Here is a 13,663-nt window from a genome sequence, read left to right as displayed (position 1 = left end):
ACGACTCGAAACGACGACCGAAACCGCAAGATCGCCGGGGGAGCGGGCCGGGGAGCGGGCTCGGGCCTTCTGGCCTGAGGATGGGGACGGTGGCGCGGCGGGGGTGCCGGGGTTTGTGCACTCGGACTTCGCGCCGGTGGTGGTGGCCGTCGCCGAGCGGTGTCTGCGGCGGGGGTACGGGTCGGCGGGAGTGCCCGCCGGAGTGCGGACGGGGATCGTGCTGGTCAGCGCCAGCGGCGATCTCGCCAGCGCCCGACACGTACGGGCCACCGTCGAGGCCGGCGGGCGGATCGGCCCGCTGTTCTTCTTCCAGTCCGTGCCCAACAGCGTCGCCGGGCACCTCGCGGCCCGCTGGGACCTGCGTGGGCCGGTGGTCTGCCTCTGCCCGACCGGCGACCCGTACACCGACGGTGTCGCCGAGGCCGACCTGCTGCGCGATGACGGCGACGCCGACGAGGTGTTGCTGATCCTGATCGAACAGGCACCCGACGGGCCGACCGAGGCCGTCGCGGTGCTACTGGGGGGAGGAGCACGACAATGAGGACACGGGGACTGCGCGGCGCACTGGCCGCCGACACCGAGCTGGGTGCGGGCAACGTCCTGGCCCGGGTACTGGCGCACGGCGCCGACCCGGACGGGCCCGGCCTGACCTTCGACACCGCCGTCGACGGGCACCCCGCCGAGACGCCACTGACACTGGGGCGGCTCGACGAGCGGGTCGCCGCCCGCGCCGCCTGGCTGCACGAACACGGGGTACGCCCCCGCGACCCGGTCGCGGTCTGGGCCACCGCCGCCGCCGACATGGTGCTCAGTTACCTGGCGCTGGCCCGGCTCGGGGCGATCCCGGCGCTGATGAACGGCAAGCTCCGCCCGGAGATCGCCGCCGAGTACATCCGCCGCCTGCGGGGCGTCGGTGTGCTGGCCGACGGCGAGCACACCGCGCTGCTGGCCGGGCACGACCTGGGGGTACCAGTGCTCGGCACCCCCGCGCAGGCCGGCACGGGTGACCCGGACACGGCCCCGACGCACTACCGGCACCACCCGGACGACCCGATCGTGATCACCCACACCTCCGGGACGACCGGGGTGCCCAAGGCGGTGCTGCACTCGCACGCCAGCCTCTTCGCTGCCACCCGGCACCTGCTCACCATGCCGCAGGCGCAGGGCACCACCCGGATCCTCAACGCGCTGCCCGCACCGCACACCGCCACGGTGCTGATGGTCAACCAGGCGCTGGGCAACCGCGCGCAGATGTTCCTGCTCTCCGAGCAGGGCGGCGAGCGGGTGCTGGACGCCATCCAACGCTGGCGCCCCGACGGGGTGTTCGGCTTCTCGGTCACCTGGGCGGAGCTGGCCCGCTTCGACCTGTCCGGGTACGACCTGGACTCGGTGCGGCTGTGGTTCAACACCGGCGACGCCTCGCACGAGCCGCACATCCGCCGCCTCGTCGCTGTCGGTTGGCGCGACACCGTCACCCGCGACGGGGTGGCGAAGGTGCCCGGTTCGGTCTTCATCGACGGGCTGGGCTCCAGCGAGATGGGGCACTCGATGTTCCACATCACCCACCGCGCCGACACCGACCGGTACGGCCGCTGCATCGGCCGCCCGTACCGGTTCGCCACTGTCGCCGTGCTCGACGCCGACGGCGAGCCGGTGCCGGTCGGCGAGGTGGGTTTCCTGGGCATCGACTCGCCGTCGCTGTTCCGGGGCTACTGGAACGACTCGGTCACCACCTACCGCTTCCGCCAGCGCGGCTGGTACCTCACCGGTGACCTGGTCCGCGCCGACGCCGACGGCCGCTACTACCACCTGGACCGGGCGGTGGACTCGGTCGACGCCGGTGACGGGCGGCGCTTCTACACCGCGCTGTCCGAGGAGCGCATCCTCGCCGCCTGCCCGGACGTCACCGACTGCACCGTGGTGATCGTCGCCGAGGCCGACGCTGTCGTCACCGACGTGCTGCTGGAGTTGGCCGCCGGCGCCGACGAGGCCGAGGACCGCACCGAGCGGGTCCGCGCCGCCCTCGGCCCGGACGTCGGCGCCACACTGCGCCGGGTCGTGCCGGTGCGCTCGGCCGACATCCCGGTAACCGTGACCGGCAAGGTCCGCAAGGTGGTCCTGCGCGAGCGCTACCTCACCGAGGCCAGCTCGTGACCGCGTTGATCACGGGGATGGGTCTGTTCACACCGGTCGGGCGGGGTGTCGAGGAAACCTTCGACGCGCTGACCACCGGTCGGTCCGGGCTGACCCGCCCGCCCGAGGGGCACCCGGCGAGCACGTCGCTGGACGTGGCGGGCCTGCTGCCCGACATCGACCCACGCACAGTCGCGTCCGGGCCGGAGACCCGGGTGCTGGACCGGATCGTCGTCCTCGCCCTGCTCGCCGCCGCCGACGCTCTCGCCGACGCCGGCATCGAGGTGGGCCGCGACGTCGACCCCGAGCGGATCGGTGTGATCGTCGGTGGGGTCGGCGGGATGGCCACACTGGAGTCGCAGGTGCTGGCCCGGGCGGCCCGGGGTCGGGCGGCGGTCAGCCCGTACCTGCTCACCGGGATCCTGCCGAACATGCCGGCGGCGCGGATCGCCATCGCGCACGGTATTCGGGGCTACAGCTCGTCGGTCGGCACCGCCTGCGCCTCCGGTGCCCAGGCGGTCGCCGACGGGGTGCGGCTCATCGCGACCGGAGAGGTCGACGTGGTGATCTGTGGAGCCAGCGAGGCGCCGCTCTTCCCGACCTTCGCCGACACCTTCGGCAACGCGCGGGCGTTGGCGCGCGCCGGCACCGACCCGGGCCGGGCGAGTCGCCCGTTCGACACCTCCCGCAGCGGGTTCGTGCTGTCCGAGGGTGCCGCGCTGCTGGTGCTCGAACGCGCCGAGCACGCCGCGGCGCGCGGCGTCGCCGGGTACGCCGAGGTGGCCGGCCACGGCGCGACGACGGACGCCTACCACCCGACCGCCCCCCGCCCGGACGGCACCGGAGCGGCGGCGTGCATCCGCCGGGCGCTGCGCAGCGCCGGTGTGCCGGCGGCGGCGGTCGGCTACGTCAACGCGCACGGCACCGGCACGAAGCTCGGCGACATCGCGGAGACCACCGCCCTGGCCGACGTCTTCGGCGTCGGCGGTGTGCCGGTCAGCTCCACCAAGGCGCTCACCGGTCACCTGCTCGGCGCGTCCGGGGTGCTGGAGGCGGCGGCCACCGCGTTGGCGCTCGGTCGGGGGCTGCTGCCGCCGACGTACCACCTCGACGATCCGGATCCGGCCTGCCCGGCGGACCACATCCGTGGCGCGCCGCGCAAGGCCGACCTGGAGTACGCGGTCACCAACTCGTTCGGGTTCGGCGGCCAGAACGTGAGCCTGCTGCTGGCGCGCGTCGCCGAGCCGAGGGGGTGATCGAGGCGGCAACCCGGGCGGGGTGTGCCCGGACGGCAACACAGGGGGAATCGGGTGGGAAGGGTTTCAGGGGACATGGACATCCGTGGTATCGACCACATCGAACTCTATGTGGGGGACGCCCGACAGGCGGCCTTCTACTTCAGCACCGCCGTCGGCTTCGAGATCTGTGGCCAGGGTGGTCCGGAGACCGGGCTGGCGGGGCAGCGCTCGCTGCTGCTCTGCCACGGCGACATCCGGTTGCTGCTCACCTCCGGGCTGAGCGCCGAGCATCCGGCGTCGCGGTACGTGCAACGCCACGGTGACGGCATCGGGGTCGTCGCCGTCGAGGTCGACGACGTGTCGGCCGCGTACGCCGAGCTGGTGGGTCGGGGCGCGATCGGGGTGACGCCGCCGACCACCCGCACCGGCGCGGACGCCGAGGTGGTGATCGCCGAGGTGGACGGCTTCGCCGACGTGCGGCACCGGCTGGTGCAGCGCCGGGGCGAGGGGGGCGAGTTCCTGCCCGGCGCGATCATCGCGGCGCCGTCCACGGCGGACGGCCACCCGCCGGTGCTCGCCGAGATCGACCACCTGGCGGTCTGCGTGCCACCGGGCCAGCTCGACGAGACGGTCCGGCACTTCGAGGCGCTGTTCGACTTCGCGCAGATCTTCGAGGAGCACATCGAGGTCGACGGGCAGGGAATGAACTCCAAGGTGGTGCAGAGCCCGTCCGGGCGGGTCACAGTGGTGCTGCTCGAACCGGACCGCACCCGGCGGCCCGGGCAGATCGACGCGTTCCTCGACCAGCACGCCGGTGGGGGAGTGCAGCACCTGGGGCTGCGCACCGACGACATCGTCGGCGCGGTCGAGGCGCTGGGCCGGCGCGGGGTGCGCTTCGCCGGCACCCCCGCCAGCTACTACGACGCCCTGGAGGCGCGGGTCGGTCGGATCGACGCCCCACTGGACCGGCTGCGCGAGCTGGGTGTGCTCGTCGACTCCGACCACGACGGCCAGCTGTTGCAGATCTTCGCCGAGTCGATGCACGTGCGTCGCACGCTCTTTCTGGAGCTGATCGAGCGGCGCGGCGCGCGGGGCTTCGGCAGCGGCAACATCAAGGCGCTTTACGAGGCCAAGGAGCGGGAACTGGCCGCCGTGGCGGCCACGCCACAGGGGGTGGGGGCGTGAGCGCGAGGAGTGAGCCGGGTTTGCGAGCCCCGCAGTCGCGAACCAAGGAGGCACAGTGACCGCGACCGAGTACGAGCCGACGTTGACCGCCGAGGAGCAGGCGCTGCTGCCGTCCGACGACGACGTGCGGCACTACGCCGAGCACGGCTGGTACCTGTCGAAAAAGGTGTTCACCGACGATGAGGTGGACGCCCTCGCCGCCGCCACGCAGCGCTACTACGACGGGGAGCGGGACCGGCGGCTGCCGGTACGACCACCGAAGCTGGCCTACTGGGAGCCTTCCAAGGGCCCCGTGCAGCGGCACAACGACTACGTCCACCACGAGCACGACGGGCTCGGCGCGATCCTGCGCAAGCCGCTGCTCGGCGCCGTCGCCGCCCGGCTCGCCCAGGTCGACGAGATCCGGGTCTTCCAGTCCACGCTGATCTACAAGCCGCCGATCTCCGGCGAGCCGAGCAACATCGTGCCCTGGCACTTCGACAAGCACTACTGGGCGTCCTCGTCGTCGGAGAAGATGCTCACCGCGTTCATCCCCTTCCACGACTGCGGGGAGGAGATGGGCACCATCACGATGGTCGACGGTTCACACCGGTGGAAGGAGATCGGCGCGGACGACACCGTGGTGCGGCACTTCGCCGACCGGGACCACAGCCAGCTGGAGGAGATGCTGGCCGAGAACGCCGCGTACAACGGCGCGGAGATCCGCAAGATCCCGATGGTGATCCCCAAGGGACACATGAGCTTCCACCACTGCCGCACCTACCACGGCAGCGGCCCCAACGTCAGCGGTCGCCCCCGACAGGCGATCTCGCTGCACCTGCAGGACGGCGACAACGCCTGGCGGGAGTATGCGCTCTCCGACGGCACGTTCGCCGCGTACAACCACGACGTGCTGGTTCGCCGCACCCACGACGGGCGGCCGGACTACGCGGACCCCGACTACTGCCCGGTCATCTGGCGCCACCGCGCCCAGCAGGGAGGCTGACATGTCACGGTACGACTGGGGTAAGACGCACCCGGGCATCGAACGGTTGGAGCGGGCGGTGACCGACCGGCGCGACGCCGTGGTCAAGCACCCGCTCTACGCCAACCTCGACACCCACGAGGCGCTGGTCACCTTCATGCGGCACCACGTCTTCGCGGTCTGGGACTTCATGTCCCTGCTGAAGTCGCTGCAACGGCAACTGACCTGCGTCAGCGTGCCGTGGATCCCGACCGGCCCGACCGGCAGCCGCCGCCTCATCAACGACATCGTCATGGTCGAGGAGAGCGACGAGCTGGGCGGCGGCTACATCAGCCACTTCGAGCTGTACGTGCAGGGCATGGCCGAGGCGGGCGCGGACACCACCGCGGTGAACGCGCTCATCGACCTGCTGCGCGCCGGCCGACCGGTCACCGAGGCGCTCGCCGAGGCCGGGGTGCCGGCCGCGTCGGCGAGGTTCGCCGCGACCACCTGGCAGATCATCGAGTCCACTCCGGTGCACTGCCAGGCGGCGGCCTTCGCGTTCGGCCGGGAGGACCTGATCCCGGACATGTTCACCCAGGTCGTCTCGGTCAACGAGCACAGCAACCGGCTGCACACGTTCGTCGACTACCTGGAGCGGCACATCGAGGTCGACGGCGAACAGCACACCCCGATGGCCATGCAGATGCTCGCCGACCTGTGCGGCGACGACGACACCAAGTGGCAGGAGTGCGCCGACACTGTCAACACCGCCCTCGCTGCCCGGGCCCGACTCTGGGACGACATCCTGGCCGCCATCAAGGGCCCGGCGTGACCGACGCCGACCCGGTCCGGCTCTACCGCACGGTCCGGCTGATCCGCCGGTTCGAGGAACGGGCGGTGGAGCTGGTCCACGGCGGGCAGATCGTCGGCGGCATCCACCCGTACCTCGGTCAGGAGGGGATCGCCGCCGGCGTCTGCGCCGCCCTGGGTGCCGACGACGTGCTCGCCGGCACCCACCGCGGCCACGGGCACGTCCTGGCCCGTGGGGCCGACCCGGCCCGGATGCTCGCCGAGTTGTGCGGCCGGGTCACCGGCCTCAACGCCGGCCGGGGCGGTTCGATGCACGCCGCCGACCTGAGCATCGGCGTGCTCGGCGCCAACGCGATAGTCGGCGCCTCCGGGGCGATCATCACGGGCGCGGTCTGGGCGCAGCGCCGCCGGGGCCGCGACACCGTCGGGGTGAGCTTCTTCGGCGACGGCGCGGTCAACGAGGGGATGCTGCTGGAGGCGTTCAACCTGGCCGCGCTGTGGCGGGTGCCGGTGCTGTTCGTCTGCGAGAACAACGGCTACGCCACCACCATGCCGGTCGCCGGCGCGGTGGCCGGCAGCATCGCCGGCCGGGCCGCCGCGTTCGACATCCCGGCCGTGCGGGTCGACGGCCAGGACCCCGAGACGGTACGCGTCGCCGCGTGCGCCGCCGTCGACCGGATGCGCGCCGGCGGCGGCCCCGAGCTGATCGAGGCCCGGACCTACCGCTTCGACGTCCACCACACCTTCGAACACGCGGTACGCCTCGACTACCGGCCACCCGACGAGGTGACCCGTGGTCGGGCCCGGGACCCGGTGCGCATCCAGGGCGAACGCCTCACCGACACCGACCGCGCCACAGTGGACGCCGAGGTCGAGTCGACCCTCGACGCGGCGGTGCGGTTCGCCCTGGGCAGCCCGGAACCCGACCCGGCCGACGCGTTGACCTACCTGTACGCCAGCGGCCTGACCGCCCGCACCGGAGGTGGCTGAGGTGCCCCGACTGTCGTACCGCCGGGCGCTCACCCGGGCCCTCGCCGACGAGTTGGCCCGCGACGAGGCGGTGTTCCTGCTCGGCGAGGACGTCCAGGTCGGGGCGTCGCTGGTGACCACCGGGCTGGCCAAACGGTTCGGGACCGAACGGGTCCGTGACACCCCCCTGTCGGAGCAGGCGTTCACCAGCTTCGCCACCGGGGCGGCGCTGGCCGGGTTGCGGCCGGTGATCGAATTCCAGATTCCGTCGCTGCTGTTCCTGGTCTTCGAGCAGATCGTCAACCACGCGCACAAGTTCCCGCTGATGACCGGCGGCCAGTGCAGTGTCCCCGTCACCTACCTGGTGCCCGGCTCCGGCTCGCGTACCGGGTGGGCCGGGCAGCACTCCGACCACCCGTACAGCCTCTTCGCCCACGTCGGCGTTGTCACTGTCGTGCCGGCCACCCCGGCCGACGCGTACGGGCTGCTGGTCACCGCGATCCGCCACGACGACCCGGTGGTGGTATTCGCGCCGGCTGGCGCGATGGACGTGCGTGACGACGTCGACGACCTGGCGCCGGTGCCGCTGGGCCGGGGCCGGATCCACCGCTTCGGTGACGACGTGACAGTGGTCGCGATCGGGCACCTGGTGCACGACGCGCTCGCCGTCGCCGAGGAGTTGGCCGACCAGGTCTCGGTGGAGGTGTTCGATCCGCGCACTCTGTACCCGTTCGACATCGACGGTCTCATCGAGTCGGTTGCCCGCACCGGACGCCTCGTGGTGCTCGACGACGGCAACCGTGCCTGCGGAATGGCCGCCGAGATCATCGCGAGCGTGGTGGAGCGGGTCCGGCTGCTCGCCCCGCCGCGCCGGGTCACCCGCCCGGACGGGGCGGTGCTGCCGTTCGCCCCGGCACTGGACCGGGCCGTCCAACCCGGCCGGGACCAGCTCGCCACCGCCATCCACCTGACACTGAAGGACGGATCATGATCGACCCGAACTATCCGTGGCCGGCTGCCGACCGGGCCTGGGCCGACCTTCCGGAGCCGGCCCGTCGGGCCATGGTGGCCAGTGGGGCGGCGGCCTGGGAGCAGGTCTTCCACGGCCGGGCCACCTACAACAAGCAGTGGCGGTTGGCCCGACCCCCGGTGCTCACCGCCGACGCCTGGCAGGAACTCAACGGGGTCTGCGACCGGCTCGCCCAGCTCATCCTCGACGCCTGCCGTCGGAGGGCCGACAGCGCCGGTGACCTGCGCCGGCTGCTCGGCGTACCGGCGGGGGAGACCCGGCTGCTGGACGAGGCCGAGCCGCTGACCGAGGCGCTGCTGGCCGCGTACCGCCCGGACGTGATCTTCTCCGCCGGGGTGCCGAAGTTCGTCGAGTACAACATCGACAGCAGTCTCGGCGGCGGGTTCGACGCCGACACCGTCATCCAGCGGTACGAGGGCCTCTATCGGGAGCACGGCATCCTCGACGGCCTGCCGGTGCGGGCCGCGCCGTCGCTGCTGGACCAGCGGTTCGTGGCGATCCGTGAGGAGCTGCGACTGCCCGACGGCGCCCGGGTGGCGCTGCTGATGGACTTCGACGGCGACTATCCGGGCCTCGACGACCCGCAGACGTTCATCCGGATCCTCGACCCCCTCGCCGTACGGGCCCGCGACTTCGGCATCGATCTGGTCATCGCCCCGGTCGCCACCGCCGCAGTGGACGCCGACAACCGCCTGGTCGTCGACGGCGCGCCGGTCGACGCGCTGTTCCGGTTGTTCGTGCCCAACCGGGTCACCCCGACCGCCGGATTGGACGCGGTGACCGTGGCCCTCGCCGCCGGCACCCTACCGATGTTCGTGTCGGCGGCGGCCTGGCTGCTGGGCAACAAGACCACGTTCGCCTGGCTGTGGGAGGACGTGGACGGGCTGCCCGCCGACGACCAGACACTGATCCGCCGGCACGTGCCGTACACGGTGCCGTTGACCGCGGCGGTGCTCGACCGGGCCATCGCCGAGCAGGCCGCGCTGGTGGCGAAGCCGGCCGACGGTTCGGCCGGGCACGGTGTCCTGCTCGGCCCGGAGTTGAGCGCGGCGGACTGGGCCGACGGTGTGCGGGCCGCCGTCGACCAGGGCGGCGCCATCCTCCAGGAGTACCTGCCGACCGACCGGGTGTCGATGGACTTCGTCCAGATCGAGACGGGTGAGACGGTCACCGCCGACGTCCCGTACTCCCTGGCCCCATACCTGTTCGGTCGGCGCGCCTCTGGTGGCCTGGCGAGGGTCGGCTACCCCGGCTGCGACGGCATCCTCAACCTGGCCCACGGCGTCCTCCTCACCGGAATCCTCCTCACCGACTGACCGCGCCCCGGCCCGCCTGGCCATCGTTGACCATGAACTTATTGCCACGACACGCCGCCACGGAGGGCAACAACTTCATGATCAACGGCGTCGGTCGCGAAGGGGACGGTGGCCGGAGAGGGTGCGGAGGGTTTGGGCTGTCGCTATGGCGTCGCTGCGGGCGCTGCCGTGGCGGCCGTCGGTGCTGTAGAGGGTGGGGTCGGCCGTCAGAGGATGGTCGGTCAGGTGGACGTGGATCGTCCTCAGGCGTTCGGCGAGGGTGGCCGTGTGGGCGGACAGGCGGCGCATTCGCTCGCCCAGACCGCGCCGGAGGTGCTCGGGCACCGCCGGGCTGTGCGAGACGTCGAACATGCCCACCGTGATCACGTCGGCGCCAACGTCGCGCAGCGCGGTGATCATCGCGGTCAGCTCGGCGTCCACCGCCTCCGCGTCGTACGCCGGGTGAAAGGCGTTGTTGCCGCCGCAGACGACCAGCGCCAGGTCCGGTGCGAAGGCCAGCGCCGGGGCGAGCTGGGTGGCCCGCACCTGGTGCGCGCGCAGCCCGCGTCGACCCAGATTCCGGTACGCCAGCTCGGGGCTCACGGCCGTCAACTCGGCGGCGACCCGGTCGACCCACTGCACGTCCGGGTAGCCCGGTGTCGGCTCACACATGCCCTCCACGACGCTGTCACCGAGCGCCACGAACCGCCGCCACTGGTGCCCGTGCAGCAGTTCGGCGGCCTCCCCGGGGCGCAGACAGTACGGGTCAGTCGATTCGGTGGGCGTCGATGGCATGCCGGCACGCTAGCCGACCGCCGGGCTGCCCGGCCAGGCTCAGCCGGTCAGGCTGACCTCGGCCAGGTAGACACAGGTCCGCCCCTCGTGCGACGAGTAGTAACTCACCCACAGCAGGTCGTCGTGCCAGACCAGGCCGGGGTAGCTGGTGTCACCGCCGGACGGCAACGCGACCAGCTCGGTCAGCTCGCCCCGGCCCGGGTCGACGACGCAGATCGCGGTGCGGATCTCACCGTCGTGCAGGCGCACCCCGGCCAGCAGCAGCCCGTCGGGCAGTCGGAGCAGCGTCGGCCCGCCCACCTGGACACCCAGATCCGTCCAGGTCCAGTCCCGGTACGGCGGCACGGCCCGGCCGAGTTGTGCGGTCGCGCTGCCCGCGTCCCGCCGCAGTAGGCAGAGGGCGGTGCCGTCCGGCGTGAAGACCAGACCGGACTCGTTGGGGTACCCGTCCTCGAACAGCGTCGGCACCCAGGGACGCAGGTCAACGCCGTCCGTGCTGCGGTAGAGCCGGGCGAACCTCGGCTCCCGGGTGGCGTAGCCGACGCCGTACATCGCGTCGTCGTGCCAGGCCGCCCGCCACACCCAGACGCCCGGATCGCCCACCGGAGTCGGATCGCCCCAGGTGTGCCCGTCGGTGGAGAGCCAGGTCACCGTCTGGAACGTCGTGGTGACCGCGCCGGTGGCGGCCGCCGCCAGCAGTTGCAGCCGCCCGTCGGGTCGCGTCACGAAGCGCGGATCGCGCAGGTCGGCGCCGGCTTGCGCGATGACCGTCGCGGAGGTCCAGGCCCGGCCGTCGGTCGACGTCAGCACCCGGATCACGCCGTCGTCGCTGAGGTGGGTGCGGGCCTCCCGGAAGGCGCAGAACCAACGTCCGGCGTACCGGACGAGGTCGGTGAACGCGCTGTGCGGCGCGCTGTCGCCGATCCGGCGTACGGCGGTGACCTCGGCGGTGCGGCGGCGGGTGGGTGACGACGTCATGCGCGGCGGCCTCCAGGTGCGGTGACGACGACCGACGCTAGCCGTCCCCGGCCGACGCCCGCGCGGCCAGCAGCCGAACGTCCGACGAACAACGCGCGGACGCTGTCGGATAGGCGTCGTGGACGACGCGGCGTCGGCGCGCTGGTGTCGGCTGTTGGCACCCACCGCCCACCATGGGCGGTGGGCCGACCGTGGAATCCATCGGCGACGGAGGTGACCGCATGCTCGGTTCGTTCCTTCAGGCCCTCGCGTCGAAACTGGTCGAGGAGATCCTCAAGCTTCTCGTTCAGTGGCTGGCCCCAAAGGCGCTGCGGTCGGTGCCGCACCGCGCCTCGCCGAACTGCCCACGCTGCGGCGGGTACGGGGTCCGCCGTTGGGCGCCCGGCGGCATGTGGATGTTCCTGCCGTCCCTGCTGGCCTTCGCCTGGGGTTTCGGGTTCACACTGCTCGGCGTGCCGGTGGTCGTGCTCACCGTGGTCGCCGTGGTGGTCTCCGACGGCGTCGGCGGAGCGCCGGCCGCGCTGCTCGCGCCACTTGGCCTGTTGGTCCCCGCCGCGCTGATGGTCGCGGGCGCGTTCGGCCTGGCCCACTACCACAGCTACCCACCGAAGTGGTGCGCCCGCTGCCACGGCCGGTGGCCACGCCGGGAGCGGGACGAATACCTACGGGCGTCGGCCCCGGTGGTGACCTGCGGCTGCGGTCAGCGGCTCCGGGTGCCCCGCACGGCAGCCGGGACGCGACTGCGCTGCCCGCGCTGCCGTACCGAACACGCCACCCCGGCTGCCGCCGGCCGCTGACGGCCCGGGGCCCCTCCGGGTTCAGCGCGCCACGCTGTGCTCGGCGAGGAGTTCGCCGAGCACCCGCCCGGCCCACTCGGCCGTGGCCGGGTCCTCATCGTCCAGGGTGATCAGGGCCTTCCACAGGGCCCAGCCTCGTCCTCGGGCCCAGGTGGCGTCGTCGAGACCGAGCGCGGCGCGGAAGGCGGCGAGCGGTTTGCGCGGTGTCCGGAGGAGGGTGACATCAGGGGTAGCGCAGGTCGGGTCAAATGGAGGTCGTGGCGACCATCCGCGCTCGACTAGCCGCCGTCCGCGCCGCCTGGCGTGCCGGTGCCCCCACCGCAGCCCCCGTTCGCCCGACCCGCGGTGGACGGCCTCGGCCAGCTACCGTCGCACCGCGCGCCCTGCACCCCCGCCGACCGTCGACAACCCGGCTGGAGTTGGCCCCGAGCGCCCCCCTGGAACTCAAACCGGACCCGTGGCAACGGTTGCTCGGCCTGGGGAGCATCCTGTCGGTGATCGTCCTCGCCGTCGGGCTGTACGTCACCAACGCCGCCAACCGTGCGCAACAGGAGGCCGACCGTGAGCAGCGACGCCTCACCGCGCAGGGGCAGATCACCGATCGTTTCACCGCGTCGATCGAACAGTTGGGGCAGCCCGGCGCCGAGAAGGTGGACGTGCGCCTGGGTGCCATCTACGCCCTGCGACGGATCATGCGCGATTCCGCGGCCGACCGTCCTGCAGTGGTGCAGATCCTGTCGGCATTCGTCCGTGTCCACTCCACCGGCGGGGTGTCCGCTCCCACCCCGGCCCGCAGCGACAAGGCCGCGGGGGCGGCCGCCGTCGAGGCCACCCTGGCACTGCCCCCGGTGGACATCCAGGCCGCTCTGGCCGCGCTGGGCGACAGTGACTCGATCGGCGGCCGGCCGGATCTGACCCGCGTCGACCTGTCCCGCACCGACCTGCGCCGGATGGACCTGGCCGGAATGGACCTGACTCTGGCGAATCTGGAAGGGGCGAACCTGTCCGACGCCGATCTGACCGACGCGGACCTGGCCGGCGCCAACCTGACCGGCGTCGAACTGATCGGCACGGACGTGCGCGGCGCCAACCTCAGCGGGGTGGACCTGCAGCACGTGCAGATGGACCGGGCGCGACTGGAGCACGCCACCCTCACCGGGTCGAGCCTGGTCGAGGCGAGCCTGCGTTTTGCCGTGCTGACCGACGCGGACCTGTCCAGTACCGATCTGACCGACGCGGACCTGACGGGCGCGAACCTGACGGGCGCGGACCTGTTCGGCGTCGACCTGCTCGGCGTCGATTTGACCGAGGCGAACGTCGAGCGGGCGAGACTGCTCTCGGATTGGAACATCCAGTGCGCTGTCGTGAACGGGCAGACGCGCCTGCCGCCCGGAGTGACCCGGCCGGCAGCCGACGCCCACCGCGACGACCCCGAGTGCCGGGCCCGTCGGGCAGAGCGGGCAGCGGTGCGGTAGGACCTCGCGAGG

General features: G+C 72.5%; 13 protein-coding genes. 11 read left to right on the top strand and 2 right to left on the bottom strand.

Translation table 11 applies throughout. The features are described from left to right. Nucleotides 1–103: 103 nt before the first annotated feature. The 9 genes from NIE111_RS19655 (at nt 104) to NIE111_RS19615 (ending at nt 9,627) form a co-directional block, all read left to right on the top strand. The gene (locus tag NIE111_RS19655; RefSeq protein ID WP_238685771.1) at nt 104–541 is read left to right on the top strand and encodes a beta-ketoacyl synthase chain length factor; all 438 of its coding nucleotides are present in this window, start codon (nt 104–106) and stop codon (nt 539–541) included. Then, nucleotides 538–2,154, top strand: coding sequence for a class I adenylate-forming enzyme family protein (locus NIE111_RS19650; protein ID WP_238685770.1), 1,617 nt, complete (start codon nt 538–540; stop codon nt 2,152–2,154). The genes NIE111_RS19655 and NIE111_RS19650 overlap by 4 nt, the downstream gene beginning before the upstream one ends. After that, nucleotides 2,151–3,389 carry a beta-ketoacyl-[acyl-carrier-protein] synthase family protein gene (locus tag NIE111_RS19645; protein ID WP_238685769.1) on the top strand — a complete coding sequence of 413 codons (1,239 nt, stop codon included), beginning with the start codon at nt 2,151–2,153 and terminating at the stop codon, nt 3,387–3,389. The genes NIE111_RS19650 and NIE111_RS19645 overlap by 4 nt, the downstream gene beginning before the upstream one ends. Nucleotides 3,390–3,464: 75 nt before the next feature. Continuing rightward, nucleotides 3,465–4,556: a 4-hydroxyphenylpyruvate dioxygenase gene (gene hppD, locus NIE111_RS19640; protein ID WP_238685768.1), complete on the top strand. Its 1,092-nt coding sequence runs from the start codon at nt 3,465–3,467 to the stop codon at nt 4,554–4,556. Nucleotides 4,557–4,611: 55 nt separating this feature from the next. Further along, nucleotides 4,612–5,541, top strand: a complete 930-nt coding sequence (locus NIE111_RS19635; RefSeq protein ID WP_238685767.1) for a phytanoyl-CoA dioxygenase family protein — start codon at nt 4,612–4,614, stop codon at nt 5,539–5,541. A 1-nt stretch (nt 5,542) separates the two neighbouring features. Next, on the top strand, nt 5,543–6,334 hold the full coding sequence (locus NIE111_RS19630) for a DUF3050 domain-containing protein (RefSeq protein WP_210784837.1): 792 nt from the start codon (nt 5,543–5,545) through the stop codon (nt 6,332–6,334). After that, nucleotides 6,331–7,302 (top strand): thiamine pyrophosphate-dependent dehydrogenase E1 component subunit alpha, encoded by a 972-nt coding sequence (locus tag NIE111_RS19625; RefSeq protein WP_238685766.1) that lies wholly within the window; start codon nt 6,331–6,333, stop codon nt 7,300–7,302. The genes NIE111_RS19630 and NIE111_RS19625 overlap by 4 nt, the downstream gene beginning before the upstream one ends. A 1-nt stretch (nt 7,303) precedes the next feature. Then, entirely contained in the window at nt 7,304–8,272 is a 969-nt protein-coding gene (locus NIE111_RS19620; protein WP_238685765.1) for an alpha-ketoacid dehydrogenase subunit beta, read from the top strand. Further along, on the top strand, nt 8,269–9,627 hold the full coding sequence (locus NIE111_RS19615) for a hypothetical protein (protein WP_238685764.1): 1,359 nt from the start codon (nt 8,269–8,271) through the stop codon (nt 9,625–9,627). The genes NIE111_RS19620 and NIE111_RS19615 overlap by 4 nt, the downstream gene beginning before the upstream one ends. Nucleotides 9,628–9,708: 81 nt before the next feature. Here NIE111_RS19615 and NIE111_RS19610 read toward each other — a convergent pair whose 3' ends face one another. After that, on the bottom strand, nt 9,709–10,401 hold the full coding sequence (locus NIE111_RS19610) for an SGNH/GDSL hydrolase family protein (protein WP_238685763.1): 693 nt from the start codon (nt 10,399–10,401) through the stop codon (nt 9,709–9,711). A 39-nt stretch (nt 10,402–10,440) separates the two neighbouring features. Continuing rightward, the gene (locus NIE111_RS19605; protein ID WP_238685762.1) at nt 10,441–11,379 is read right to left on the bottom strand and encodes a sialidase family protein; all 939 of its coding nucleotides are present in this window, start codon (nt 11,377–11,379) and stop codon (nt 10,441–10,443) included. A gap of 221 nt (nt 11,380–11,600) precedes the next feature. Here NIE111_RS19605 and NIE111_RS19600 point away from each other — a divergent pair, with 221 nt between their 5' ends. After that, nucleotides 11,601–12,176: a hypothetical protein gene (locus NIE111_RS19600; RefSeq protein WP_238685761.1), complete on the top strand. Its 576-nt coding sequence runs from the start codon at nt 11,601–11,603 to the stop codon at nt 12,174–12,176. A gap of 257 nt (nt 12,177–12,433) precedes the next feature. Next, complete coding sequence (locus NIE111_RS32295; protein ID WP_238685760.1) at nt 12,434–13,651, top strand: pentapeptide repeat-containing protein; 1,218 nt, start codon at nt 12,434–12,436, stop codon at nt 13,649–13,651. Nucleotides 13,652–13,663 lie beyond the last annotated feature (12 nt).

Source organism: Micromonospora hortensis, from assembly GCF_022230935.1.
In the GTDB taxonomy this organism is placed as follows: Bacteria; Actinomycetota; Actinomycetes; order Mycobacteriales; family Micromonosporaceae; genus Micromonospora; species Micromonospora hortensis.
The sequence above is the reverse complement of the archived record's forward strand: the minus strand, read 5'-3'. Positions and strand labels throughout refer to the sequence as shown.